Raw genomic sequence first — 25613 nt, 5'->3', positions numbered from 1 at the left:
GCCGCAACGGGAATGCCCAGCATGGGCATTCCCCAAACAACTCATCCACTTTCACTTCACATTCAGGCGGGAGCCCCTATATGGGCTCCTGCTGGTTTCGACCGGCTATGAGGATAAATTGCGCCGTGCAATAGACGCAGCGGACCCGGGGGCGGTACCCGGCGGCTCCACCATCACCCGTTTCCTTTGGGAAACAACCCTGTTGTCGCAGGGGTGATGACGGGGCCGAACTAGGATCGACGTGTGTTGAAAAGCGGTGTTTTCTTCCGGGCTGAGTAACCCGTTCAAGGCTCAAAACTCATAAGTGCCAACGACAACGAAGCACTTGCTCTCGCGGCGTAATTCTAGGGGCTAACGCCCTGAAGTTACAAAGTTAGAACACGGTTGGACCCACCGGGTAACAGAAGCGGATTCCGGGGGCTGGGGGCGAGCCTATCAACAGAATCGCCCCACCTGCCACCGCTCGGTTCCCGATTTTCGGCCGCTATAGGGAAAGGACGGGTCAGTGATGACATTTTCGGGCAGCTGCCACTGCGGCAAAGTGGCGTTCACGGTGATGGGCGAACTTCCGCACGAGGCGATGAGCTGCAATTGCTCGCACTGTCGTCGCAAGGGCTTCCTGCTCGCTTTCATACCGCATGACGCACTTGCGATAGAGCGCGGAGCCGACGAACTCACCGAGTATCGCTTCTACAAGCATGTGATCGGGCACAAGTTCTGCCCAACATGCGGGGTGGAGCCTTTCGCACAGGGCGAGGCGCCGGACGGAACGAAGATGACGGCGGTGAACTTGCGCTGCGTGCCAGCGGCGGACCTCGATGCGCTTACGATCACGAAAGTCGACGGCGCGCGATTCTGACGATCTGGTCTAGGCGGCTTTTCGCTCGAGGTCTTCTTCGGGGGATGGGCCTTCCGCCTTCGCCATCAGGGCGGCCTTCTCATACTTGATGCAGTCGAGGATCTTGGCACCCGCCATGAACACGGCGCCGGTGCACGCGAGGAACAGCAGCTTACCGCCGAAGCCCGGAAAGCGTGTGAGATAAACGCTGCCACGCTCGATCGCGCCGAGGGCAAGCGCGTAGATCACCATGTAGGCTTCCCAGTTGCTCTTGATCACGAACAGGCGACCGACTTTTCGGAGCATTTCCATCCCTTTGCAGTGGTCACAGATTAGCAACGTTCGTGCCAGTTCCGCGTTCCCGCCGAGTCTCATGCTTAACGTGAGCTTGAATGTAAGGGTTTCCGACGGTTAAGGAAATCCGGGAAAGGTCCGGATCCCGTCCCGGTCTGCAACCGTCTGATCCATGACGATACTTTCGGCGCAGTTGCCAATCGCGCGCGCATCGGTCATACGGCGCACATCCTTCCCCAGGGCAATTTGGTTTTTGACGTGGACGTGGCACGATGTTCGTGTGCGTTCGAACCAGTGCGAGGAAGGCAATGACTGACAGGGTTGATCGTTCGGGGCTGCAGGTCGATGCAGGACTGGCGAAGTTCGTGGAGGAGCAGGTCCTGCCCCCCATCGCGCAGGACGTCGCCGCGTTCTGGGCAGGCTTTGCCGCGCTCGTGGCCGAATTCGCCCCGCGCAACCGCGCGCTGCTCGGCAAGCGCGATTCGCTGCAGGCGCAGATCGACGCATGGCACGGCGAGCGGGCAGGCAGGCCCATCGAACAGGACGAATACCAGGCGTTCCTGCGCGAAATCGGCTATCTCGTTCCCGAGCCGGCGGCATTCACCATCGGCACGCAGGGCGTCGATCCCGAAATTGCGACGATGGCAGGGCCGCAGCTGGTCGTTCCGGTACTCAATGCCCGGTTCCTCCTGAACGCGGCGAATGCGCGCTGGGGCAGCCTCTACGATGCATGGTACGGCACCGATGCGCTCGATGCGGCCCCCGCTCAGGGACCGGGCTACGATGCGGCGCGCGGCGCGGCGGTTATCGCGGCAGGACGCGCGTTTCTCGACCGGGCGGTGCCGCTCAAGACTGGGTCGTGGGCAGACCTTGCCGACCTGGACGGTGTCGAACCCGCCGATGCGGCGCAGTTCGTCGGGCGCACGAGCAAGGGCCTGCTGTTCGTCAACAACGGCCTCAACATCGAGGTCGTCGTCGATGCCGCGAGCCAGGTCGGCAGCACCGACAAGGCTGGCATCGCCGACATCTTTCTCGAAGCGGCGCTGACTGCCATCGTCGATCTGGAGGACTCGGTCGCGGCTGTCGATGCAGAGGACAAGATCGCGGCCTATGCCAACTGGCTGGGCGTGATCCAGGGCGACCTGACCGACACATTCGAGAAGGGCGGGCGCACGCTCACGCGCGAACTGGCGGCCGACAAGACGGTGACGCTTGCTGATGGGGCTGAGAAGGCGCTGTCCGGCCGCTCGCTGCTGTTCGTGCGCAATGTCGGTCACCTCATGACCAACCCGGCGATCCTGCTGCCGGACGGCTCGGAAATCCCCGAGGGCGTCATGGACGCGGTGATCACCAGCGCAATCTCGACGCAGGACGTTCGGGGCCTCACAAAGTACGGCAACAGCCGCGAAGGCAGCATCTACATCGTCAAGCCCAAGATGCACGGGCCTGAGGAGTGCGCCTTCACCAACGCGTTGTTCGATGCGGTGGAGGACCTGCTGGGCCTCTCGCGCTGCACCATCAAGGTCGGCGTGATGGACGAGGAGCGCCGGACTTCGGCCAACCTCGGTGCCTGCATCGAGGCGGTGAAGGACCGTATCGTTTTCATCAACACCGGCTTCCTCGACCGTACCGGCGACGAAATCCACACTTCGATGCGGGCGGGTCCGATGATCCGCAAGGCCGCCATCAAGGGCTCGGCGTGGATCGCCGCCTACGAGAAGCGCAACGTCGCCATCGGCCTGCGGCATGGCCTTTCGGGCGTGGCGCAGATCGGCAAGGGGATGTGGGCGGCGCCCGACATGATGCGCGACATGATGGAGCAGAAGATCGGCCACCCGAAGACCGGCGCAAACACCGCCTGGGTGCCGTCGCCGACCGCTGCGACACTCCACGCGATGCATTATCACCAGGTCGATGTCTTTGGCCTGCGCGAAGGCATCGCCAATGAGGACATTCCCGGGCTTGACCTGCTACTGTCGGTGCCGCTGGCCGAAGGCATCAACTGGTCCGAGGAGGAAGTGCGCGAGGAACTCGACAACAACGCGCAGGGGCTGCTGGGCTACGTCGTGCGCTGGATCGACCAGGGCGTCGGCTGCTCCAAGGTGCCGGACATCAACGATGTCGGGCTGATGGAGGACCGCGCGACGCTGCGCATCTCCAGCCAGCACATGGCGAACTGGCTGCTGCACGGTGTCTGCTCGAAGGAGCAGGTCATGGAATCGCTGCAGCGCATGGCCGCCAAGGTCGATGCGCAAAATGCGGGCGATCCGCTCTATGAACCGATGGCGGGCAACTGGGACACCAGCATGGCCTTCCAGGCGGCCTGCGACCTGGTGTTCAAGGGCGTCGAGCAGCCGAGCGGCTATACCGAGCCGCTGTTGCATGCCTGGCGCCTGAAGAAGAAGGCGGCCTGATCCACGTTCCCGGCCCGCCGTGAAGGCGGGCCGGGATGTTAAAGGCGATTTAACTCCGTTTTAGGCATTCATCCCGTATAATCGGACCCGGTTCTTTGCAGGGAGCGGGCATGTTCATTCACCGTCAGCGGATGGAAACGCGCACGATGCTGGCCATCAAGGCCAACATCCGCATCGGTAGCCGCGTTGCCGAGGCGACGCTGGCTAATGCCTCCTCGCGTGGTGTGCTGGCGCTGGTCGATGCACCTCCGGCACGCGGCGTCGCTGTAGAGCTTGTCGTCGGCGATCAGGTGATCAAGGGGCAAGTCCGCTGGCGCGCGCATGACCGCTGCGGCATTGCGCTCAAGGAAACCATCGACGTCGCCGAACTGATCGAGGGCAAGGCCGTTCCGGTCGTCTACGTGCCGGAGCGACTGGCCCGGCGCAGCGCGATGGAACTGCTGCGCAGCCTTCTGAATTAACGTGCGTCGAATTCTTCTCGCGCGCGTTCGACGCGCTCGAGGTTCGCTTCCGCCCACATCCACACGCCGCAGAACGCTTCGCTGAGGGTTTCGCCCAGCGGGGTCAGGGCATAGTCCACGCGCGGCGGGACCACGGGATGGACGGTGCGCGTCAGCATCCCGTCCCTCTCCATGCGGCGCAGCGTCTGAGTCAGCATCTTCTGGCTGATGTCGGGCACGGCGCGGGCCAATTGGGTGAAGCGCTGCACGCCGTTTTCCTCGAGCACTTCGAGCAGGATCATCGTCCACTTGTCTGCCACCCGCCCGATCAGCTCGGTGACGAGCGCTTCCACGCGCGGGTCGATGTGCTCGCAGTTCTTCTCGGGGGCGGGACGGGCAGCCATTGGATCACTCTCTTTCGGGTAAGTATAAATCTTTTGGGTGCCTTCTTTCGAATAGAATGTGGAGTGCTAGATCGATGGCGTCAACCAAGGAGTGTCCCCATGAAGACCACCGGAAACACCATCCTCATCACCGGCGGCGGCTCGGGCATCGGCGAGGCGCTGGCGCAGCGCTTCCACGACGCGGGTAACACCGTGATCGTTGCCGGGCGCCGCCTAGACGCGCTGGAAGCCGCCTGTGCGGGCCGCGAGAACATGCATGCGATCAGGCTCGACGTGGAAAGCGCAGAAGGCGTCGCCGCCTTCGCCGCAGAAGTGCTGGAGAGGTTCCCGGCGCTCAACGTGCTGGTCAACAATGCCGGCATCATGCGCTACGAGCGGCTGGACCGCGCCCGCGACTTGTCGGACGCCGAGGCGACGATCACCACCAACCTGCTCGGCCCGATCCGGCTCATCGACGCGCTGGTGGATCATCTCGTGGCCAGGGGCGACGGGACGATCGTCGACGTCACGTCGGGCCTCGCCTTCGTGCCGCTGCCGGGCACGCCGACCTACAATGCGACCAAGGCTGCGATCCACAGCTACACGATGTCGCTTCGCGAGATGCTGCGTGACAAGGTCGAGGTTATCGAACTGGCACCGCCCGCCGTGCAGACCGACCTCACCCCCGGGCAGAGCACGCGCGAGGGTTACCAGCCGCTCGGCGAGTTCGCCGATGAGGTCATGGCACTTTTCGCGCAGCAGCCGACGCCCGAGGAAGTGCTGGTCGAGCGCGTAAAGCCGCTGCGCTTCGCGGAAGTGCAGGGCACCATTGCGCAAGTCATGGCTCACATGAGCGCGATGACCCGCAAGATGTTCGAGCAGTTGGGGCTGTGAAGCCGTCGTCGTCCCGGGTTTGGCCCGGGACGACGGGGCATCAATCCTCGCGTGCGTCGAAAGTCGTGTATTCGCGGCGGGTGAAGCGCCACTGGCCGTCCGCTTTCGCAAGTTCGTCCACGTAGCGGCCGCGAAGGCGCATGGTCTTGCCCGAGGCCGGGTCCTCGAAGATTTCCGAGGTGTAGGAGATCGCCGAGGCCCGGTCGCCGTCGACGCGGATTTCGCCGGGGTGGGCGACGTAGACCATGGGCTTGGCGGCGTTTCCACCGAGGCCGTAGTTCTTCATCGATTCCACCCATGCGGAAACGATCGTTTCCTTGCCGGTGAAGCCGCCGAGGTCGGGAAATTCGGGCAAGGCCCAGTACGAATCCTCCGCCCAGGTCGAGGCCCATGTCTCGGCATCGCGGGTCATCACCGCGTGGGCGTAGGTATCGAGCAATTCGCGGATGAGGATGCGGTCCTCCAGCGGTCCGGTGAACGCCATGGTCGGGGTCTCCTTACCAGGCGTGCTTTTCGCCGTTCCACTTGTAGAATTCGCCGGTCTCCTCGATCGCCCAGCCGTCGGTCAGGGCCATGATCGAGGACGCGCTTTCCTGCGGGGAGATGTCGGCGCCGGGGCCGCTCATGTCGGTGGCGACGTAGCCGGGGTGGATGACGCCGACCACGATGCCGCGTTCCTTCAGGTCGAACGCAACCGAGCGCATCATGCGGTTCAGGCCTGCCTTGACCGCCGCGTAAGGCCAGTAGCCGCCGTAAGGCCAGGTCGATGCGCCGAGCTGGCTGGAGAAGTTGATGACCTTCGAACCGTCGTGCAGGCGCGGCAGGAAGGCGCTGAGCACGCGCAGCGGGCCTTTCAGCATGATCTCGATCGAATTGTCGAAGTCGTCCCAGTCGATCCCGTCGAGCTGCGGTTCCGCCTTGCCGGTGACGCCGGCGACATTGTACAGCACGTCGACTGGTTCGCTGCCGGTATCCGCAGCGCCCGAGGCGACCGAGGCATTGTCGCCCACGTCCATCGCGTGGACCGTGATCCTGCCGTCCGAGGAGGCTGCCAATTCGTTGAGCGCGGCCGCGCCCGAGGGATCGCGGGCGAGGGCGTAGACCCGGTCGCCGCGCTCGGCATGCTGCTTGACGAGTTCGTACGCGATGCCGCGCGCTGCTCCGGTGATTGCCACTGTCGCCATCGGGATATCCTTTCCTTCGATGCCCGGTTTTCGGGATTCGTTATCGGGAGCAAGTCTGGAAGAGGGATGGCCGCAGCGACACCTGTGACTTTTGAGAGAAGCGCGGTGCCTGAGAGGTCGTCGTCCCGGACTTGATCCGGGACCGCTGGCCGTGAACAGCCTACCTTACAGTATGGCGCCTTCCTGCAAGCGTCCGCCTAAAGACAGCCGCCGGTCCCGGATCAAGTCCGGGACGACGGTTCCTCACTCAGCTTTTGCATCGTGCGTGCGGCGAAGCGGCGCAGGCGGTCGATCCGCGTGTCGTCGAAGATCGGCTTGTGCAGGAGCATCCCGGCATGCATCGCGCTGGTGAAGTCATGCGCGAGCTTCAGGTTGTCCCAGTCCTCCCGCCATTGCGGGAAGGCCTCGATCATCTCGCTCGCCCAGATGGCGTCGTAGCGGCGCGCGGCGGGTTCGAAGATCGCCGCCAGTTCCGCGTCGGTGCGGGCCGCGACGGCCAGTTCGAGCCATGCCGCATAGTCCCGCGTCTGGACCGAGCGCCAGTGGGCATCGCAGGCCAGTTCGATCATCGGCTCGTCCGTGCGGCGCGAGACCGCGTCGAAGTAGTCGGCGAGGAACGTGCGCATCCGGTGGTAGACGACCTGATCGACGACGGCGGAAACGAGTTCCATTCTGGTCTGGAAGTGATGGTGCATCGTCCCGCGCGACACCTCGCTGGCGCTCGCCACCGCGGCGGTGGTAAGGCCGGGGTAGCCGCTCTCCACGAGGCAGTCGATCGCTCCGGAAACCAGCCGCTCGCGCATCATCGCGCTCTTGCGCTGCTGCCACTTTTCGGGGACGCCATTCTCCGGCAGGCGGGCATGCAATTCGGGCATGAGCGCGCTGAGCATCCGGTCTTGCAGTGCCTCGGCCTTCATCGTCCTTCCCCCGTATCCCTTTGTTTCCCTGCGCTATCAGCGGGTTCGCCCGAACCTATCCTAAGTCGCAGGTTAGCAGATGCGCCGGAGCGTAGCATAAAAACCGGCAGTTGAGCCGGTTTATTTATCGCCGGCCGCACTCAAGGCCAGAGGCGCGCAAGAAAACAGACGCGCCCTGTCCGGGAACGGGAGAGTGAAAGGCCATGCCCAGCGCACGCGAGCAATCTGTCCGGAGGCCAGCCTCTTGGACACTATGACGACCACCCGCTTCGACCTCGAGGCTGAAGTCCGCGACCTCGCTGCGCGGCGCGACATCGCCGATGCGGCGGCGCGCTACATGCGCGGTCTCGACCGGCTGGAACCGGACCTGCAGCGCAGCGCCTTCCATGACGACGCCGTCGTCGACTGCGGCCTGATGAAGGGCAGCGCCGACGAATTCGTGGCCTTCGCGCAAGGCTTCCTCGCCGACATGAACGCCACGCACCACCTGCTCGGCCAGTCGCGCATCGCCGTCGACGGGGATGGCGCCACCGGCGAGTGGTACTTCCAGGCGTGGCACTCGGTTTCGAGCGAGGACGGGGGCGTGCGCGACCTGTTCATCTCGGGCCGCTACCTCGACACTTATGCCTGCCGCGATGGCGAATGGCGCATCGTCAACCGGATGCTGGTGACCGACTGGGTCAAGGACGATCCGGGCACCCTCGACTTCTTCGCCGCCAATCCAGGAGCGCCGCGCGGCGGCCGCCGGGGCGACGATCCCAGCCAACGATAACAGCGATAATCACAGGATACCTGAAGCCATGAACATCCAGACCAAGGTTTCCCGCTACTCGCAGGAATTCGATCCGCCGGTGCGCGGCGACACCATCACCGCCGACCGCTATACCACCAAGGAGTGGATGGACGGCGAGATGAAGAACCTGTGGCCCAAGGTCTGGCACCTTGGCGGGTTGCTGGCGGAACTGGAGGAGCCGGGCGACATCATCCGCCACAACTTCGCCAAAGAATCCGTCATCATGGTCAAGCAGGAAGACGACTCGATCAAGGCGTTCTACAACTCCTGCCCGCACCGGGGTAACCGGCTCGTGCTGGGCGAGATGGCCAGCGTGCCGCGCATCGTCTGCGGCTATCACAACTGGACCTTCGACCTCGACGGCACCCTCGCCAAAGTGCAGGACCCCGACGATTTCGAAGGCGGCACGCCCTGCGGTAAGGTCCACCTTTCCGAACTGCGCTGCGAGACATGGGGCCCGTTCGTGTTCTGGTGCATGGACGACGACGTCGCCCCCTTGCACGAATGGCTTGATCCGTTCCCCGAGCGCCTGAAGGGCTACGGAATCGAGAACTGGGTGCGGGTGCTCAACGTCTCGGCCGATGCGGACTTCAACTGGAAGATCATCCGCGACAACTTCAACGAGAGCTACCACCTCCCGACCATCCACCCCGAACTGGCGACCTTCATCAACGACGGCCTGCCCGACACCCTGTTCGAGATGTACCCCTCGGGCCACAACTCGATGTGGATGAAGGGCCATCAGGCGACCACCCGCGTCGATTACCACACCTCCGAAGTGCCCGCTCCGCTGGGCGAGGCAGCGCGGGCGTGGGGCATCGATCCCGAGGAATACAACGGCCGCACGGGTGATCTGCGCGAAGCGATCATCGAGGCGAAGCGCCGCCTCGGTCCGGGCCGGGGCTACACCAATTACGACAACATGAGCGACCAGCAGCTGGTGGACTATTTCCACTGTACTCTGTTCCCCAACCTGACGCTCACCATGAGCCCCGAGCAGCTGCAGGTCCTGCGTACCGAGCCGCACCCGACCGACCCGGAAAAGTGCGTGTTCCAGCACTGGTGCCTCTATCCGCCGGTCGAGGGCATGAAGGAGGTCTTCACCCCGCTGGGCATGCTGCCGCTCCAGCATGACGCGGTGGCGCGCCACTCGGTCTACGGCGACGGCGTTTCGGTGGGCTACGTGGCGGATCAGGACCTGTCGATCGGCACCAGCCAGCAACAGGGCCTGAACTCGCGCGGGTTCAAGGGCTGCATCCTGCCGGGTCAGGAAAAGCGCATCCAGCGCTTCCACGAACTGCTCAACGATTACGTGAAGGGCGCGCCGGAATAATGGTCGCGCCCGGCGTTCCGGGCTCCCACGTTATGCAGGTGGCCTTCATGGTCGAGGACCTTGAGGCCGCCTGCATGGACTGGGTGCGTACCACCGGAATCGGGCCGTTCCTCACCGTGCCGCATGTGGTGCTGGAGGAATATTCCTATTGCGGGCGGCCTGCCTCGGGTCTGGATTTCTCGGTGGCGATCGCGCAGTCCGGTGGCGTGCAGATCGAGCTGATCCAGCAGCATTGCGACAACCCTTCCGCCTACCGCGATACGGTGGCGAAGGGGCAGGGCGGCTTCCACCACCTCGCGATCTACACCGATGATTACGATGCGGTGCATGCGCGCTATGCGCAGCAGGGCTTCGTGACGGCGGTGGATGGCAGCTTCGGCGGCTTTCGCTTTTCCTACATCGACACCTCGGCGACGCTCGGCTGCATGATCGAGCTGATCGAGGAAAACCCGCTGCAGGGCGAATTCTTCGCCCGCATCGCCGGCGCTGCGCAAGGCTGGGACGGCTCCGACCCGATCCGCCCCGGCTTTCCCGTAACGACGCAATAAGAGAGGATCTTGCTTCAATGACAGCCTGCCCCATCGAGGATCGTCTGGCGATCCAGGACCTGCTTGTGTCCTATGCCCATGCCGTCGACAGCCTGCATGACCTTGACGGCATCTGCGCCGTCTTCGTGGAGGACGCGGTGTTCGATCTATCGGGTATCGGGTTTCCCAGCCTCAATGGACACGGCGAGATCCGCAAGTTCTTCGAGGGCACCTTCGCGGCGATGGCGGCTCACGCGCATTACCTGACGAACTTCGCGATCACCGCCTACGACGGCGATACCGCGTCGATCCGCGCCTATGTGATCGGCATGGGCAAGTACAAGGCGGGCGGCGGGATCACCGTCAACGGGCGCTACTACTTCGATGTGGTGCGCACGGATGAGGGCTGGAAGGCCAGGCGCTACACGATGGATTTCCTGATCCCGATCGAGGGTTGAGGAGAAACGTATCTCCTACCTTCGTCATTGCGAGCGCAGCGAAGCAATCCAGGGCGGTTTGCGTTGCCCTGGATTGCTTCGCTGCGCTCGCAATGACGATGATTGAGGGTTGCGCGGTTTACGCTTCCAGCGTCACCCCGAAAATCTCCTTCCGCGGCCAGCCGTCATCCGCATAGACCGCCTCCGGCATGCCCGCGCCGTAGAGCTGCACGCCGAACCCGGTGATCTCCCACTGCTCCAGATGCGCGCGCATGTCGGCGTAGGGCGGGTCGGCGAAGTGCTGGAGCAGGTCCTTCTCGCTCTCCCATTCCTCGTAGACCTGGATTACGCCGGGATCGATCGGATCGACCGCCCAGGTATAGGCGAGGCAACCCTTCTCCTCCCGCGCGGCGAGGATATGGTCGCGGCCCGTGGTGATGATCTCGGCACAGGTGCTCTCGTCGCCCGCGTAGCGCAGCCAGCCGGCCACGATGATGCGCATGGATTTGTCCTCTCTTGGTTGTGTTGCGAAGGCTAGGGGCGCTCTGCGCGCCGCGCCGCTCTCACTTTGCACAGGTGGTCCGGCGCGGCGCGGCGGGCCAAGTCCCCTGGCAGAGAAAAAACGGAGAGAGCGGCATGACGGGACGGATCGAAGGCAAGGTGGCGCTGGTCACCGGCGGCGCCTCGGGGCTGGGCGAGGCGATCGTCCGCCGTTACGTGGCCGAGGGCGCGGCGGTGCTGGTCGCCGATATCGACGCGGCTGCGGGCGAGCGGCTGGCCGCCGACCTCGGCGCGGCGGCGCATTTCGTCCCCCTCGATGTGACGCAGGAGGACCAGTGGATCGCCGCCTTCGCACGGGCGGAGGAACTGCACGATCGCCTCGATGTGCTTGTGAACTGCGCCGGGATCACCACCGTCGGTTCGGTGGAGGCGCTGACTCTGGACGCTTTCCGCCATGAACTCGACGTGGATCTTGCCGGGCCGTTCCTTGGCTGCAAGCATGTCGTTCCGCTGATGAAGCGCACCGGCGGTTCGGTCATCAACATCGCCTCGATGGCCAGTATCCGCGCGAGGGACTATCTGGCCGCCTACAACGCCGCGAAGGCGGGCGTCACCCACATGACCAAGTCGATCGCGCTGCACTACGCGCACGAGAAGTATGGCATCCGCTGCAATTCGGTGCACCCCGGCGTGATCCACACGCCGATCCTCGACAAAGTGTTGGCGCAATCCGACCAGCCCGAAAAGCTCTATGCCGAATGGGTCGCGGGCCACCCGATCGGCCGCCTCGGCAAGCCGGAGGAAGTGGCGGCGCTGTGCCTCTACCTCGCCAGCGACGAAAGCGCCTTCGCCACCGGCGCGGAGTTCGTGCTGGACGGCGGCTCGTCGCTCTGAAATCCGTCATTGCTTCGCTGCGCTCGCAATGACGAAGCAAAAGTCAGGCGGTTTCCTCAAGCTCCGGGGCGGGTTCGTCCTGCCCCAGCACGCCCTTCCAGAAGTGCACGATGTTCTCCGCATTGACGCCCCACGAGAAGCGGCTGACGTGCTCGGCCACTTGCGCCTGCGTCGGCGGATCGGCGAGGATGTCCTCCACCGCCGCGGCGATGGCGTCGGGGGTGCGCTCGGCGATGCGTCCGGCGCTGGCGTCGCTGACAATCTCGCGCGCGCCGCCGATGTCGGGGATGACGATCGGGGTGCCGCAGGCGAGGCCCTCCACCCACACGTTCGCCAGCCCCTCGCTGGCCGAGGGCAGCACCAGCACGTCCGCCGCGCACAGGACGTGCGGCAGCAGTTCGTGATCGACGAGGCCGAGGAACTGCACGCGCTCTGCCACGCCTAGGCGCTGGGCGAGGGCTTTCAGCCGTGCCTCGTCCTCGCCGCTACCAGCCAGCGCAAGGCGGGCTTCTGGCAGGCGACACAGCGCCTCGATCACCAGCGCCTGTCCCTTGCGCGGGATCAGCGCGCCGGGCGTCACCAGCAGCGGACCTTCCGACCAGATGCCAAGGTTCGGCATCGCCGAGACGAGAGCGCGGGCGGCGCCGCGCTCGATGGGATGGAACTTCTCGCGGTCGAGGCCGGTGTAGTGGATATCGATCCGGTCGGCGGGCATGCCGAGCTGGATCATGTCCTCGCGCAGCGCCTGACTGACCGCGAGCAGCCCGGCGGACTGGTGCGCCGCCTCCAGCATCTGTTTCAGCGCATGGGGGCGCTGGCCCCAGAAATGGATGTCCGCTCCGCGCGACTTGATTGTCAGCGGAATGCCCAGTTCGCGCGCGACGATCGCGGCGGCCGGGCCGTCCGGGAAGAAGAACTGCGCATCGACGAGGTCGAAGGGCTTCTCCTTGTGCAATTTGCGCACCAGCGGCAGCACGGTGCGGGCGATGCGCCCCGGATTGGTGTCACCGCCGACTTTCGGGAACGTGGTGAACTTGGGGTAGTGGACCTTGAGGCCCACCGCGTCGCTCACCTCCGGAATGTCCTTTAGCCGCGCGTAGGGCTCGCGCGTGGAGAGTGGCCAGGGCGGGATGCCGATGGGGCTCACCATCGTCAGTTCCACCTGACCGCTGGCGACGACTGCGCGCATCTGGTTGCCGACGAAGACCCCGAACGAGGGCTTCACCGGGTTGGGAAACAGCGTGGCGATGGACAGGACGTGCATGGATTTCCCGTGGCGGCCGAGAGTCAGAGCTTGCGGATCAGAGCTTGCGGACCAGCATTTCGGCAACCGCGAGCCAGGCGGGTTGTTCCACCGCGACCGGGCTTTTGCCAGCGGCGGGCGGCAGGAGGGTGACGGCCTGTGCACTACCCTCGGTAAGCCGACCGAACGCGAAGCGTCCGCCCTGCATGGGCGCGAGGACGTCGCGGTTGAGCAGGTCGGTGGCCTCTTCCGGACGGTGCTGGCGCAGCCACAGCTGGTCGCCCTCGCGGTATTCGCCGACGGCGGCGTCCACTGAAACCACGACCCATGGCGCATCGGCGGAGAGATCGTTGGGCAGCACGGCATCGACCGGCTTCTTCAGCGCCTCGGCGCCCTTGGTGCCCAGCGTGGCGACGAGGCGGGCGGGCTCGGCGCCTTCGGAGCGCAGAAGCGTTTCCGGCTCCACCTGCAGCGCGGCGGCGATGCGGTTCATCCATACCAGCGACAGGTTGCGCATGCCGGTTTCGAGGCGACCGATGGTCTGCGCGGTGGTCGGCGGATCGCAGGCCAGCGCCACGTCGGCCAGCGTCATGTTCTTCTGGCGGCGGATGTCGCGGATGCGGTTTATCATGCGGAGCCTCTGTAACCGATTTGGTTTGAGAGGGCTATCGGCCGATTGGCGGGTCTTGGCAAGACGGCATCAGATACTTCGTCATTGCGAGCGCAGCGAAGCAATCCAGAGTGGCGTAAACCGCCCTGGATTGCTTCGCTGCGCTCGCAATGACGAACGGGGGGCAGAACAAGGGCCTCAGCTCTCGACCTGCTCAGCCAGTTCCAGCCAGCGCTCCTCGGCGTTGTCCTTCTCGGTCCGCGCCTTGGCGATGGCGTCGGTCAGCGCGGCGAACTTCTTCGGGTCGTGCGTGTAGAGCGCCGGGTCGGACAGTGCCGTCTCGTCGCGCGCGATCAGGCCCTCCAGTTCCTCGATCCGCTTGGGCAGCAGTTCGTAGTCGCGCTGGTCCTTGTACGAGAGCTTGGCCTTCTTCGCGGGCATCTGCGGCGCGGCGGCTGCGGTTTCCGCCTTGGCCTTCTTTGCCGCGCCCACGGTACGCTCGCGGCGCTTGGCCTCCCAGTCGGCATAGCCGCCCGCGATCACGTCGATGTGGCCCGAGCCGTCGAGGCCCAGCGTGATGTTCACTGTTCGGTCGAGGAAGTCACGGTCGTGGCTGACGATCAGCACGGTGCCGTCGTAGTCCGAGATCACTTCCTGCAGCAGATCGAGCGTTTCCAGATCGAGATCGTTGGTCGGCTCGTCGAGCACCAGCAGGCTGGAGGTGGTGGCGAATTCGCGCGCGAACAGCAGGCGCGAACGCTCGCCGCCCGAGAGGGTGCCGACCTTGGCCTCGACCAGACCCGGATCGAACAGGAAGTCCTTGAGATAGCCTTGGATGTGCTTGCGCACCCCGCGTACGTCGATCCAGTCGCTGCCTTCGGCCAGCACGTCGCGGATGCGCATTTCCGGGTTCATGCGGCTGCGCTGCTGGTCGATCACCGTGGGCTCCATGCTGGCGGCCTGCGTGATCGTGCCGGAATCGGGCTGCATCTCGCCCATCAGCAGCTTGAGCAGCGTGGTCTTGCCCGAACCGTTGGCGCCGACGATGCCGATGCGATCGCCGCGCTGGATACGCAGGGAGAAGTCCTTGATGACCGTGCGGTCTCCGAAGGCCTTGGTCACCTTGTCGGCGACGATCACCGACTTGGTCTTGCTGTCGTTGGCGACGACTTCCAGCTTGGCCGCGCCCTGCGGGCCGACCATCGCGGCGCGGGTGGCGCGCATTTCCCACAGCTTGGCCAGACGACCCTGGTTGCGCTTGCGGCGCGCGGTGACGCCGCGTTCCAGCCAGTGCGCCTCGATCTTGAGCTTGGCGTCGAGCTTCTGCGCGGCGCGCGCTTCCTCGGCGTAGACTTCCTCTTCCCACGCCTCGTAGCCGCCGAAGCCGATGTCCTTGCGGCGCAGGCCGCCGCGGTCGAGCCACAGCGTCGCGTTGGTCAGGCGGGTGAGGAAGGTGCGGTCGTGGCTGATGACCACGAAGGCGCCGTTGTAGCGCTGCAGCCACGATTCCAGCCAGTCGATCGCGGCGAGGTCGAGGTGGTTGGTCGGCTCGTCGAGCAGCAGCAGGTCGGGCTCCATCGCCAGCGCACGGCACAGCGCGGCGCGGCGGCGTTCACCGCCCGATGCGCTGGCGGCTTCGCGCGAGAGGTCGATGCCGAGCTGGTCGGCGATCGCCTCGACTTCGTGCCGGGCAGGCGCATCATCGCCGTGGATCGCGAAGTCGAGCAGGGTGTCGTAGCCGGTGAAGAACGGGTCCTGCTCCAGCGTGACGACGCGCGTGCCGGGCTGCACCGAGCGGGTGCCCTTGTCGGCATCGACGATGCCCGCCAGCAGCTTGAGCAGCGTGGTCTTGCCGGCGCCGTTGCGGCCGATCAGCGCCAGCCGGTCGCGCGGTCCCACGTTGATGTCGAGGCCCTGAAAGAGCCAGCCATTGCCCTGGACGAGGCCGAGGTTTTCCCAGCTGAGGATCGGTGCGAGTGCCATGGGCCGCGCCCTACAGGGGAGCGGCGGGGAAGGGAAGGGCCGCAAATCCTCCCTGTCGCGCAGCGATGGGGAGGGGGACGGCCGACGCAGTCGGTGGTGGAGGGGGAATACGCGACCCCTCCGTCAGCCCTGCGGGCTGCCACCTCCCCATCGCTGCGCGACAGGGAGGATCAGGTTTGCGTTGCCCATCGGCCACACCGGAAACCTGTCTGCCACCTTCCCGCCACATTCAGGACTTGTTCAAGCCTTCAACTTTAGGCACCGAAGCCGTGATGAAAAGGATTTCGACCCTCCTTGCGGCGCTGGCCGTGCTTCCCGCTCTGATTGTTCCGGTGGCGCATGCTTCCGGCGGCGAGCAGGGCGAACTGCGGCGCGAGCGCCGCGCCGGCAACGTGCTGCCCCCGCGCGAGATCGAGCGCGAAGTACTGCCCCGCATGTCGGGAATGCAGTACATCGGGCCGGAGTACGACCCGGCGGCGATGACCTATCGCCTCAAGTTCATCAAGAACGGGAAGGTATATTTCGTCGATGTGGATGCCCGGACGGGGCGCATCATCGGCCAGTCGCGCTAGAGCGCTCGTACGGGAACGGGCCGGGAACTTAGCGACGCCCTGTTGCTTGACCGTTTCACCCTTTCGGCCCATCTCAACCTCGTTCATGTTAGGAGGACGGTACATTGCGCATCCTGATCGTCGAGGATGAGCCCACCCTGGGCAACCAGCTCAAGACCACGCTGGAGCAGAACGGCTATGCCGTGGACCTCTCCGCCGATGGCGAGGATGGGCATTTCCTCGGCTCTACCGAAGACTACGACGCGGTGATCCTCGACCTCGGCCTGCCCGAGATCGACGGACTGACCGTGCTGGGCATGTGGCGCCGCGAGGGCCGCACCTTCCCGGTGCTGGTGCTGACCGCGCGCGACAGCTGGTCGGACAAGGTCGCGGGCCTCGATGCCGGCGCCGACGACTATCTGGCCAAGCCGTTCCAGACCGAGGAGCTGATCGCCCGCCTGCGCGCGCTGATCCGCCGCGCCTCGGGCAATACCTCCAGCGAGTTGACGGCGGGGCCGGTGCGCCTCGACACCCGCTCGGGCCGCGTCACGCTGTCTGGCGAGCCGGTCAAGCTGACCGCGCAGGAATACAAGCTGCTGTCCTACCTGATGCACCACAAGGGCAAGGTGGTCAGCCGCACCGAACTGATCGAGCACATCTACGATCAGGATTTCGACCGCGATTCGAACACGATCGAGGTCTTCGTCACGCGCATCCGCAAGAAGCTGGGTGCCGATGTCATCACGACGATCCGCGGCCTTGGATACAGTCTCGACGATCCCGCCGAACCCGGCCGCGGCTGACGCCGCCCCATCTCAGGCGCCCGTGAAGCGGGCCGGTAGTACCGGCTCGCTCGCGCGGCGCATGATGCTGATCGCGGCGGGGTGGATCTCTTTCCTCCTGCTCGCGGGTGGACTGGCGCTCGACCACACCGTCACCGGCATCGTCACGCGAAACTTCGACGAACAGCTGGGCTATATGCTGACCGGCATGATCGGCTCGGCCGAGATTTCGCAGGACGGCGAGGTTTTCTTCCTGCGTCCCTTGGGCGACCAGCGGTTCCTCGAACCCAATTCCGGCCTCTACTGGCAAATTCGCGCCAAGGGGCACGAGGATTTTCCCTCGCGTTCGCTGTGGGACCGCAGCCTGAACGTGCCGGACGGCCACTTCGACGCAGAAACCCACGTCTACGATAGCTTCCAGTTCGAGGGCGAGCCGCTTCGCGTGATGGAGCGCTCGATCATCCTTCCGGGCAGCGATGCCAAGTGGATGTTCACCGTCGCGGCCAGCCGCAAGGACCTCGACGACCAGATCAAGATGATCCGCTCGATCCTGGTCTACAGCTTCGTCGCACTCGGCGTCGGCCTGCTGCTGATGGCGGGGATGCAGACATGGTACGGCCTGTTTCCGCTTCGCCATGTGCGCCGCGCGATCCAGAAGCTGCGCACCACCGGCTCCAGCCGCGTCAACGATCCGCTCCCGCGTGAGGTCGAGCCGCTGGTGAACGAGTTGAACGCGCTGCTCGCCCATACCGAGCGGCAGGCGGAGGAGGCGCGCACCCATGCGGGCAACCTCGCCCATGCCCTCAAGACGCCGCTGACGGTGGTGATGAACGCCGCAACCGCGCAGGCGCCCGACCTTGCCGACACCGTGATTCGCGAGGCGGCGGTGATGCGCCGTCAGGTCGATCATCACCTTGCCCGCGCCCGCGCCGTCGGCCGCCGCGCCGTCGGCCAGTCGCGTGCCGAAGTCTGGCCGAGCCTCGAGGCGGTGATGCGCGCGGTCGAGCGGCTCTACGACCAGACCCGCCTCGATCTCGACGGTAACCACGACGCCATCGTGGCGATGGAGAAGCAGGACCTCGAGGAAATGCTCGGCAACCTGATCGAGAATGCGGCCAAGTACGGCGGCGGCAGCGTCTTCGTCACCGTCGATGCGGCGAAGAACGAGCGGTTCTGCGAAATCTGGATCGAGGACGACGGCATGGGCATCCCCGAGGCCGAGCGCACCCGTATCTTCGATCGCGGCGCGCGGCTCGATACCGGAAAGCCCGGCACCGGCCTGGGGCTTGCGATCGTGCGCGATGTGGTGGAGATCTACGGCGGCACCGTCGAACTAGACGAGAGCGAGGATCTGGGCGGGCTGCTGGTGAAACTGAAGCTGCCGCGGACTGGGGCGTAAGACGTTTCCCGGCACATTTTTCGGGGTAACCGCTCCTGTCACGGCTTGCGGTCGCGGGCAGGGCGGCTATCTGCGCCGCATAGCCAATTCAGGAGCATTCATGAGCAAGCCCATCAACGTCCCGCTGACTTCGGACGAGATCGAAATGCTGGTCGACGCACTGGAAGTCGATCTCGAGGGTTACCTCGAATCGGCCAAGGAAGCGCGCGGCAACGGCAACCGCGATGACGTCGCGACCTTCACCGAGGCGGCGACGCGCATCCAGACGCTGATGGCGCGCCTGCAGGGTCTGGTGGAAGAGTAAGCCGGTAATTCCTCCCCGAGCTTGCTCGGGGAGGAACTCAGCCCTCGTTCTTTGCCCGCTCGTGGTGACGGATCACTTCGTCGATCACGAAGCGGATGAACTTCTCGCCGAAATCGGGGTCGAGATGCGCGTCCTCGGCCAGCTTGCGCAGGCGGGCGATCTGGCGCTCCTCGCGGCCGGGATCGGAGGCGGGAAGGTCGGTCTTCGCCTTGTATTCGCCCACGGCCTTGGTGATCCGGAAACGCTCGGCGAGCATGTGGATCAGCGCGGCATCGATGTTGTCGATGCTGGAACGAAAGCCCGCGAGGACGGGGTCGACGGTGCCGACGGTCGAGGAAGTCTGCTGAGTCATCGCAGCGCCCGCTAGCACGGGTTTCCCACTTCTGCCAATCCGGTTACGGCCACGGTTGATACCGTTTGCACTTGCGTTGCGGTCGCCTTGAGCCCAAAGCGCGCAGCGATGAGCGCAGATATCGTCCCCCTGCAGACGCGCAGGCAGCAACCCTCCCTGGCTCCCATGCTGGCGCTTACCGCGTCCGGCATGAACAGCGTCAATGCCGTCATTCTCGACCGCATGCAGAGTGAGATTCCCCTTATTCCGGCCCTTGCCGGGCACTTGATCTCGGGCGGCGGCAAGCGCATGCGCCCGATGCTGATGGTCGCGGCTGCTGAGCTGTGCGGCTACCAGGGCAACCGCCACCACAAGCTGGCCGCCGCCGTGGAATTCCTCCACACCGCCACGCTGCTTCACGACGACGTCGTCGACGGTTCGGACATGCGCCGGGGCAAGGCTGCCGCGAACATCGTGTTCGGCAATCCGGCGACAGTGCTGGTGGGCGACTTCCTGTTCACCCGCGCCTTCGAACTGATGGTCGAGGACGGCAGCCTCAAGGTTCTGCGGGTCTTTTCCAAGGCCAGTTCGATCATCGCTGCCGGCGAGGTCGACCAGTTGACCGCGCAGCGCCGGATCGAGACGAGCGAGGACCATTACCTCCAGATCATCGGCTCCAAGACCGCCGCGCTCTTTGCCGCCGCCACCCGCATTTCCGCGCTCGTCGCGGAAAAGAGCGAGGCGGAGGAAATGGCGCTCGACGCCTATGGCCGTAACCTCGGCATCGCCTTCCAGCTGGTGGACGATGCGATCGACTACGATTCGGAAGTGACCGAATCGGGCAAGGACAAGGGCGACGATTTCCGCGAGGGCAAGATGACCCTGCCGGTGATCCTCGCCTACGCGCGCGGCAATGCCGAGGAGCGCAAGTTCTGGGAGGACGCCATCGCCGGTTTCCGCACCGAGGACGAAGACCTCGCTCATGCGGTCGAACTGATCAACCGCCATGGCTGCGTCGAGGCGACCCGCGAACGGGCACGGCTCTACGCCCAGCGCGCGATCGACGCGATTGCAGGCTTCCCGGCGGGCGAGGCACGCAACGCCATGGCCGAGGCGGTGGAGTTCGCCGTCGCGCGGCGGTATTGAGCTGAGGCTCGCTCCTCCGGACGGGCGCCGGAGCCACAGTCCACAGAGATTGCGACACTCTGCAACAAAGCCGTAATTGCAGCGCGAGCACGGCTCGCTTAATGAGGCGCGCCATGCCCTCCTACGCCGACAGGGGCGGATACCAATCCGGTTCGCCTCGCCAACGCCTGATCTCCTCACTGCTGTCGGCGGCGATCATCGTGATCGCCTTGCTGATCGCGATCTATCAAACGGCGGTGGCCCCTCTGCGCGAGAAGGCGAAGAACCCCGTCACCTTCAACATCGAGGGTGAGGATGCGGATACCGGCGCTAAGTCTCCCGAACCCGCCAAGAAGGCGGAAAAGGTCGAGAAGGATCAGGTCGAACAGCCCAAGGTCGCGGTCGAGACTCCGGTACAGCCGATCGAGAAGCCGACCCAGACGGCCGAGAAGCCTGCCTTCAGCTTCCTCAAGCTCTCTAAGTCGGACATGGCGGCGGCGGACATCGGCGGCATGAAGAGTTCGGGCAGCGGTAGCCCCTCGGGCGGCGGCAACAGTGGCTCCACGTATGGCCCCGGCGAGGGGCCGGGCGGCGCCACGCTCTATAATGCAGACTGGTTCCGCAGGCCCACCGATGCGCAGCTCGGCGGCTACATGCCCGCCAATGCTCCGCCCGAGGGCTGGGGCATGGTCGCCTGCCAGACGATCGATCACTATCACGTCGAGAACTGCCAGATCCTCGGCGAATCGCCACGCGGTTCCGGCTATGGGCGCGCGGTGCTCAATGCGGCGTGGCAGTTCCAGGTGATCCCGCCGCGCATCAACGGTAAGCCGCAAGTCGGCGAATGGGTCCGCATCCGCATCGATTACGGCGTGCGCCGCCCGACCTGATCCTTACCCGGCGACGGCATTCCAGCGCGCGCTGCCCGGCTGGGCGAGGCGATCCAGCACCCTCTCCAGCGTCATGGGCCGTGCGATGAAATAGCCTTGCGCCAATGAGAAACCTGCCAGCCGTGCGCTTACGAGCTGGTTCTCTGTCTCGATACCTTCGATCACGCATTCCAGCGAAAGCGAGCGGGCGAGGTGGCGGATAGCCGTGATCAGGCGACGGCCCGAGGCCTCGTCCAGCCTTACCGCGAAGCTGCGGTCGATCTTGACCATGTCGAGCGGCAACTGGTGGAGCGACGACAAACTGGAATATCCCGTGCCGAAATCGTCGAGGGCGATACGCATTCCGGTCTGTCGCAGCCTTTCGAGAGCGGCGCTGGCGATGGCGAACTCCGAGATCAGCGAGGATTCGGTGATCTCGATCAGCACGCGGCGCGGATCGCAGGCGGAGGCCGCGACGCGCTGGAGCAGGGCATCGATCGTCTGCGGGTTGCAGATGTCGTTGCCCGACAGGTTGAACGACAGGCGCAAGCCCGCCGGCAGCCGCGCCAAGGCATCGAGTGCTTTGCCGAAGAGAGTCAGAGTGACTTCGCGAGCGCGGCCTACGCGCTCCGCCGAGGCGATCAACAGTTCGGGCGCGATGTGGCCCAGTCGCGGCGAGTGCCAGCGGGCAAGGCATTCGACGCCGATGGTGTCGAGGTCGTCGGTTGCGACGATCGGTTGGTAGTTGAGTGACAACTCGCTTTCGAGGTCAGCCAACTGCAGCGCAGCGTCCAGCGATTGCTCGCTGCGTATCAGTCTTTCCAGTTCCTGCGAGAACAGCACGCACTGGCCGCGCTTGTGGTTCTTTGCGTGATAGAGCGCGAAGTCGGCGCGGTCGAACAGCAGGTTGGCACTGGCGGCGGTCTCCGGATACACCGCGAGGCCAGCTGAACAGCCGACCGAGACCAGGATATCGCCGATGCGCGCGGGTTCGCGGATGGCGCGGCACAAGTCGTTGGCGACGCGCTCGGCTTCGGGCGGGCCACTCATGACGATCAGCCCAAACTCGTCGCCGCCGAGCCGGGCGACGATGGCGTCGGCGGGGCAAGCGGCGTTCATCCGAGCGCCGATGATCTGCAGCAGCCGGTCGCCGTGGGCGTGGCCATGAGTATCGTTGATCGGCTTGAAACGGTCGAGGTCGATGAGCCCGACGCTGAAGCGGTCCTCGGGCCCGGCGTGCTCCAGCAGCCCCTCGAGCGTCGTGAAGAAGAAGCGACGGTTGGGCATTCCGGTCAGCGCGTCGGTCTGGGCGAGGCGGGCGTTCTCCTCGCCGAGCGCCTGTGCCTGTTGGCGCTCTATGGTAAGAGCGCGCTGGGATGCCTCGAGATCAACGAAGGAATGGTAGGAATCACCCAGGATCTTGAGAATGCCGATGGCCACGAGGGTAATGTTGGCGGCGATGGCGATCAGCACTTCGCCGCCCGTGATCAGCGAATAAGTGAGGAAAGTGCCCAGAACCGTGACGCAGACCGCAAGCGCCGCGCGCGGCAGGAAATTGAGGCAGAACACGCAGCCCAGTACGGTCACCGAGACGAAGACGGCGACGTGGCCATGCTCGTAGGGTCCGCCATACTGGTCCAGCGTCAGCGACCAGGCGACGAACGCCATCGAGAAAATCACGGCGAAGGCATGCGTGCGGCGCAGTCGCCGGTCGACCGCTTCGAGTTCCAGATCCGAAGGCCTGACGGGGCGGGTCCAGAGGATCATGCGCAGAACGCACGCCGTGATCAGGATGCCTGGGATGGTGTAGACCAGCAGGGGCGGAGCAAGATGGCGATGGGTGAAGGCCAGAACGGCAGCGTTGATCGAAAGCAGTCCATAGAGCGGTGGTATGTGCTCTCGCAGGCGCAGATACTGCGCGACGCGAAGGGGATACTGACCGGCAACGTTCATGGTGTGCGCGTCTGCAATTCGAGAACGGGGGGCTCGCAAGCGGTCTCTGATACTATCCAAGTCTTTATGAAAAGTGCACATGTCGGGCGAAATGATCCCGTATCACAACCGATCCGGTGATTTTACGCATGGCAATAATGCTCTAAGGGCGCGTCTGTGAGCACCTTGCCGATCCATGCCGTCCTGCCTGATCTCCTGGCCGCCTTGCGCGCCGGGACGGGCGCCGTGCTCATCGCTTCGCCCGGTGCAGGCAAGACGACCGCGCTCGCGCCGACCCTGCTGGGCGAGGAATGGTGCAAGGGCACCGTGATCCTGCTCTCGCCGCGCCGTGTCGCCGCGCGGGCCGCCGCCGAGCGTATGGCCGGGCAGCTGGGCGAGGCGGCAGGCGAGACCATCGGCTACGTCACCCGTCTCGATGTCAAGCGCTCGGCCCGCACGCGTGTGGTGGTGATGACGGAGGCGATCTTCGTCTCGACGATCCTCTCGGACCCGGAGCTTCCCGGCGTGTCCGCCGTGCTGTTCGACGAGGCGCATGAGCGCCATCTCGACAGCGACCTCGGCCTGGCGCTGGCGATCGAAAGCCGCGCCGTACTGCGCGAGGACCTGCGGGTGGTCGTCATGTCCGCTACCATCGATGGGACCCGCTTCGCCCGGCTGCTGGGGGAGGGCACTCCGGTGATCGAGAGCGCGGGCAAAGCCTGGCCGCTCGACCTGCGCTGGCTCGGGCACGCGCCGGACAGGCGGATCGAGGACGCGGTCACATCGGCTGTCCTCACCGCCTGGCGCGACGCCGATGGCGATGTGCTGGCCTTCCTCCCCGGCGTTCGCGAGATCGAGCGAGTGACCGAGGGGCTGGCGCAGAAGCTGCCCTCTGCGCTGGTTCTACCGCTTCATGGCCAGTGCGAACCCGCCGCCCAGCGCGCGGCGATCCGGCGCGATCCCGAAGGCCGCCGCCGGGTAGTGCTGGCGACCGCGATCGCGGAGACTTCGCTGACGCTCGACGGCGTTTCGGTGGTGGTGGACGCGGGCCTCTCGCGCCGTGCCGAGTTCGACAAGGCAGCGGGCGTCACCCGCCTCGTCACGCACCGGGCAAGCCGGGCCTCGGCCGCCCAGCGTGCAGGCCGCGCGGCCCGTCAGCAGCCCGGCGTCGCCTATCGCCTATGGGAGGAAGCCGCGCATGCCGGGCGGCCCGAGTTCGATCCGCCGGAAATGCTGACCAGTGACCTAGCGCCGCTGACGCTGGCGCTGGCGCAGTGGGGCACGGGAGATCCCGCAGTGATGGCCTGGCTCGACCCGCCGCCCGCCCCGGCGCTGGAAGCGGCGCGCAAGGGCCTCGTCGCCCTGGGCGCGCTCGACGAAGCGGGGCGCATCACCGGTTTCGGCCGCAAGGTCGCCAGCCTGCCGATGGACCCGCCGCAGGCGGCGATGATCCTGCGCGCCTGCGAACATGGCGCCGCCGATGTGGCGGCGAAACTCGCGCTGCTCCTGCAGGAGCGTGGGCTAGGTGGTCGTAGTGACGACCTGACGCAGCGCCTTTCCCGCTGGGATGCCGACCGCGCGCCCCGCGCGCAGGCTTCGCGCAAGCTCGCGGTGGGCTGGGCTCGGCGGGCGGCGGGGCTGGTCGCTGCCGGTGCCGCGGAAGAGGTGCCCTTTGGCGTGCTTCTCGCCCTCGGCCGCCCTGACATGCTGGCGCGTCGCCGCGACGGCTCGGGCGAGACATGGCTGAGCGCGGGAGGGAGGGGCTACGTGCTCGATCCCGCCTCGCCGCTGGCCGCTCGCGAGTGGATGGTGATCGGTGACGCGCAGGGGCAAGCCAAGGGCGCGCGCATCCTTTCGGGCGCCTCGCTCGAAACGGCCGAGGTCGAGGCGTGGCTTGCCGATGCTATCGAACGCCGCACCGTGCTGCGCTGGAACGAGGCCGACTGCCGTGTGGAGGCGCGGCTGGAGCGTCGCCTCGGCGCGATCACGCTGGCGAGCGGACCTGATCCGTCGCCAGACCCGCAAGCGATCCGCGCCTTCCTGATCGAGCGCATCCGCCTCAAGGGCCTGCCCCTGGTGCCGCTGGGCAAGGGGGCCCAGAACTTCCTGCGTCGCGCGCGCTATGCGGGGATTGCGGCGTTGTCGGAAGAGGCGCTGCTGGAGGACCTTGAGGAATGGCTCGGACCGCTTCTGGGACGACGGCTTGATCAGCTCGACGGGGGCGCGGTGACGCAGGCCTTGCGCAATCGGCTGAGCTGGGATGACCAGCAGGCGCTCGACCGCCTCGCTCCCCCCGAGTTCCGCAGTCCCGCCGGTTCGACGCACCCGATCGACTATGAGGACGAAGGCGGCCCCTCGGTGGAAGTGCGCGTGCAGGCCTTGTTCGGGCTCGACCGGCACCCCGGCTTTGGTCAGCCCTCGCAGCCGTTGCTGCTCAAGCTGACCTCGCCTGCCGGCCGCCCGATCCAGACCACGCGCGACTTGCCCGGCTTCTGGCGGGGATCATGGCGCGACGTGCAGCGCGACATGAAAGGACGCTACCCGCGTCACCGCTGGCCGGATGAACCTTGGACCGAAGACCCTAGCCTCAAGACGCGCAATGCCTTCGAAGCAAGTCGCAAGGCGTGATTCGCGC

At 65.6% G+C, this 25613-nt stretch carries 27 protein-coding genes and 1 other RNA gene; 17 read left to right on the top strand and 11 right to left on the bottom strand.

Features of this window, described 5'->3' with window-relative positions; all coding sequences use genetic code 11:
• Positions 1 to 51 precede the first annotated feature (51 nt).
• Positions 52 to 415: a transfer-messenger RNA gene (gene ssrA, locus PKE80_RS05665) on the top strand.
• 93 nt (positions 416 to 508) lie between these two features.
• Entirely contained in the window at positions 509 to 859 is a 351-nt protein-coding gene (locus PKE80_RS05660; RefSeq protein WP_271181665.1) for a GFA family protein, read from the top strand.
• Positions 860 to 868: 9 nt separating this feature from the next.
• On the opposite strand, the gene PKE80_RS05655 is transcribed toward PKE80_RS05660, so the two are convergent.
• Entirely contained in the window at positions 869 to 1144 is a 276-nt protein-coding gene (locus PKE80_RS05655) for a hypothetical protein (RefSeq protein WP_271181664.1), read from the bottom strand.
• Between the two features lie 296 nt (positions 1145 to 1440).
• On the opposite strand from PKE80_RS05655, the gene PKE80_RS05650 reads away from it, so the two are divergent.
• Both PKE80_RS05650 and PKE80_RS05645 read left to right on the top strand, forming a co-directional pair.
• Positions 1441 to 3546 (top strand): malate synthase G, encoded by a 2106-nt coding sequence (locus PKE80_RS05650; protein WP_271181663.1) that lies wholly within the window; start codon positions 1441 to 1443, stop codon positions 3544 to 3546.
• 110 nt (positions 3547 to 3656) lie between these two features.
• A complete protein-coding gene (locus PKE80_RS05645; RefSeq protein ID WP_008830426.1) occupies positions 3657 to 4007 on the top strand; it encodes a hypothetical protein in 351 nt (116 codons plus the stop codon).
• Here the strand turns inward: PKE80_RS05645 and PKE80_RS05640 are convergent.
• A complete protein-coding gene (locus PKE80_RS05640; protein ID WP_271181662.1) occupies positions 4004 to 4390 on the bottom strand; it encodes a winged helix-turn-helix transcriptional regulator in 387 nt (128 codons plus the stop codon). The genes PKE80_RS05645 and PKE80_RS05640 overlap by 4 nt on opposite strands.
• 99 nt (positions 4391 to 4489) lie before the next feature.
• On the opposite strand from PKE80_RS05640, the gene PKE80_RS05635 reads away from it, so the two are divergent.
• Complete coding sequence (locus PKE80_RS05635) at positions 4490 to 5263, top strand: SDR family oxidoreductase (RefSeq protein WP_271181661.1); 774 nt, start codon at positions 4490 to 4492, stop codon at positions 5261 to 5263.
• Positions 5264 to 5303: 40 nt separating this feature from the next.
• On the opposite strand, the gene PKE80_RS05630 is transcribed toward PKE80_RS05635, so the two are convergent.
• The 3 genes from PKE80_RS05630 to PKE80_RS05620 form a co-directional block, all read right to left on the bottom strand.
• Positions 5304 to 5747: a nuclear transport factor 2 family protein gene (locus PKE80_RS05630; protein ID WP_271181660.1), complete on the bottom strand. Its 444-nt coding sequence runs from the start codon at positions 5745 to 5747 to the stop codon at positions 5304 to 5306.
• Between the two features lie 13 nt (positions 5748 to 5760).
• Positions 5761 to 6447: an SDR family NAD(P)-dependent oxidoreductase gene (locus PKE80_RS05625; RefSeq protein ID WP_271181659.1), complete on the bottom strand. Its 687-nt coding sequence runs from the start codon at positions 6445 to 6447 to the stop codon at positions 5761 to 5763.
• Positions 6448 to 6668: 221 nt separating this feature from the next.
• Positions 6669 to 7364 carry a TetR/AcrR family transcriptional regulator gene (locus tag PKE80_RS05620; RefSeq protein WP_271181658.1) on the bottom strand — a complete coding sequence of 232 codons (696 nt, stop codon included), beginning with the start codon at positions 7362 to 7364 and terminating at the stop codon, positions 6669 to 6671.
• Positions 7365 to 7617: 253 nt separating this feature from the next.
• Between PKE80_RS05620 and PKE80_RS05615 the strand changes: the two genes are divergently transcribed.
• From PKE80_RS05615 to PKE80_RS05600, 4 genes are read left to right on the top strand one after another with little or no spacing between them, the layout of a single operon-like run.
• A complete protein-coding gene (locus PKE80_RS05615) occupies positions 7618 to 8136 on the top strand; it encodes a nuclear transport factor 2 family protein (protein ID WP_271182133.1) in 519 nt (172 codons plus the stop codon).
• A gap of 28 nt (positions 8137 to 8164) precedes the next feature.
• Positions 8165 to 9490, top strand: coding sequence for an aromatic ring-hydroxylating oxygenase subunit alpha (locus PKE80_RS05610; protein ID WP_008830433.1), 1326 nt, complete (start codon positions 8165 to 8167; stop codon positions 9488 to 9490).
• Positions 9490 to 10038: a VOC family protein gene (locus PKE80_RS05605; RefSeq protein ID WP_271181657.1), complete on the top strand. Its 549-nt coding sequence runs from the start codon at positions 9490 to 9492 to the stop codon at positions 10036 to 10038. Before PKE80_RS05610 ends, PKE80_RS05605 begins: the two co-directional genes overlap by 1 nt.
• Before the next feature lie 17 nt (positions 10039 to 10055).
• On the top strand, positions 10056 to 10475 hold the full coding sequence (locus PKE80_RS05600; RefSeq protein ID WP_271181656.1) for a nuclear transport factor 2 family protein: 420 nt from the start codon (positions 10056 to 10058) through the stop codon (positions 10473 to 10475).
• Between the two features lie 118 nt (positions 10476 to 10593).
• Here PKE80_RS05600 and PKE80_RS05595 read toward each other — a convergent pair whose 3' ends face one another.
• Positions 10594 to 10956, bottom strand: coding sequence for a putative quinol monooxygenase (locus tag PKE80_RS05595; protein WP_271181655.1), 363 nt, complete (start codon positions 10954 to 10956; stop codon positions 10594 to 10596).
• A 134-nt stretch (positions 10957 to 11090) separates the two neighbouring features.
• Between PKE80_RS05595 and PKE80_RS05590 the strand changes: the two genes are divergently transcribed.
• Positions 11091 to 11849 carry a glucose 1-dehydrogenase gene (locus tag PKE80_RS05590; RefSeq protein WP_271181654.1) on the top strand — a complete coding sequence of 253 codons (759 nt, stop codon included), beginning with the start codon at positions 11091 to 11093 and terminating at the stop codon, positions 11847 to 11849.
• Positions 11850 to 11892: 43 nt separating this feature from the next.
• Here the strand turns inward: PKE80_RS05590 and PKE80_RS05585 are convergent, their stop codons facing one another.
• The 3 genes from PKE80_RS05585 to PKE80_RS05575 all read right to left on the bottom strand — a co-directional run bounded on the left by PKE80_RS05585 (position 11893) and on the right by PKE80_RS05575 (position 15685).
• Positions 11893 to 13113, bottom strand: a complete 1221-nt coding sequence (locus tag PKE80_RS05585; RefSeq protein WP_271181653.1) for a glycosyltransferase — start codon at positions 13111 to 13113, stop codon at positions 11893 to 11895.
• Positions 13114 to 13150: 37 nt separating this feature from the next.
• Positions 13151 to 13723 (bottom strand): helix-turn-helix domain-containing protein, encoded by a 573-nt coding sequence (locus tag PKE80_RS05580; RefSeq protein WP_271181652.1) that lies wholly within the window; start codon positions 13721 to 13723, stop codon positions 13151 to 13153.
• A 177-nt stretch (positions 13724 to 13900) separates the two neighbouring features.
• On the bottom strand, positions 13901 to 15685 hold the full coding sequence (locus PKE80_RS05575) for an ABC-F family ATP-binding cassette domain-containing protein (protein WP_271181651.1): 1785 nt from the start codon (positions 15683 to 15685) through the stop codon (positions 13901 to 13903).
• 272 nt (positions 15686 to 15957) lie between these two features.
• Here PKE80_RS05575 and PKE80_RS05570 point away from each other — a divergent pair, with 272 nt between their 5' ends.
• The 4 genes from PKE80_RS05570 to PKE80_RS05555 all read left to right on the top strand — a co-directional run bounded on the left by PKE80_RS05570 (position 15958) and on the right by PKE80_RS05555 (position 18721).
• A complete protein-coding gene (locus PKE80_RS05570) occupies positions 15958 to 16257 on the top strand; it encodes a PepSY domain-containing protein (protein WP_008832031.1) in 300 nt (99 codons plus the stop codon).
• 104 nt (positions 16258 to 16361) lie between these two features.
• Entirely contained in the window at positions 16362 to 17039 is a 678-nt protein-coding gene (locus PKE80_RS05565; protein ID WP_008832032.1) for a response regulator transcription factor, read from the top strand.
• Positions 17040 to 17100: 61 nt separating this feature from the next.
• A complete protein-coding gene (locus tag PKE80_RS05560; protein ID WP_231958208.1) occupies positions 17101 to 18417 on the top strand; it encodes a sensor histidine kinase in 1317 nt (438 codons plus the stop codon).
• Between the two features lie 100 nt (positions 18418 to 18517).
• Positions 18518 to 18721 carry a hypothetical protein gene (locus PKE80_RS05555; RefSeq protein WP_008832034.1) on the top strand — a complete coding sequence of 68 codons (204 nt, stop codon included), beginning with the start codon at positions 18518 to 18520 and terminating at the stop codon, positions 18719 to 18721.
• A 37-nt stretch (positions 18722 to 18758) separates the two neighbouring features.
• Here PKE80_RS05555 and PKE80_RS05550 read toward each other — a convergent pair whose 3' ends face one another.
• Complete coding sequence (locus PKE80_RS05550; RefSeq protein WP_008832035.1) at positions 18759 to 19073, bottom strand: chorismate mutase; 315 nt, start codon at positions 19071 to 19073, stop codon at positions 18759 to 18761.
• Positions 19074 to 19181: 108 nt separating this feature from the next.
• Between PKE80_RS05550 and PKE80_RS05545 the strand changes: the two genes are divergently transcribed.
• Positions 19182 to 20198 (top strand): polyprenyl synthetase family protein, encoded by a 1017-nt coding sequence (locus PKE80_RS05545; RefSeq protein WP_271181650.1) that lies wholly within the window; start codon positions 19182 to 19184, stop codon positions 20196 to 20198.
• 113 nt (positions 20199 to 20311) lie between these two features.
• Positions 20312 to 21067: an energy transducer TonB gene (locus PKE80_RS05540; RefSeq protein ID WP_271181649.1), complete on the top strand. Its 756-nt coding sequence runs from the start codon at positions 20312 to 20314 to the stop codon at positions 21065 to 21067.
• A gap of 3 nt (positions 21068 to 21070) precedes the next feature.
• Here PKE80_RS05540 and PKE80_RS05535 read toward each other — a convergent pair whose 3' ends face one another.
• Positions 21071 to 22999, bottom strand: a complete 1929-nt coding sequence (locus PKE80_RS05535; RefSeq protein WP_271181648.1) for a putative bifunctional diguanylate cyclase/phosphodiesterase — start codon at positions 22997 to 22999, stop codon at positions 21071 to 21073.
• 156 nt (positions 23000 to 23155) lie between these two features.
• Between PKE80_RS05535 and hrpB the strand changes: the two genes are divergently transcribed.
• Entirely contained in the window at positions 23156 to 25606 is a 2451-nt protein-coding gene (gene hrpB, locus PKE80_RS05530; protein WP_271181647.1) for an ATP-dependent helicase HrpB, read from the top strand.
• Positions 25607 to 25613 lie beyond the last annotated feature (7 nt).

The sequence above is a fragment of the Novosphingobium resinovorum genome (assembly GCF_027922145.1).
Lineage (GTDB): Bacteria > Pseudomonadota > Alphaproteobacteria > Sphingomonadales > Sphingomonadaceae > Novosphingobium > Novosphingobium resinovorum.
The sequence above is the reverse complement of the archived record's forward strand: the minus strand, read 5'-3'. Positions and strand labels throughout refer to the sequence as shown.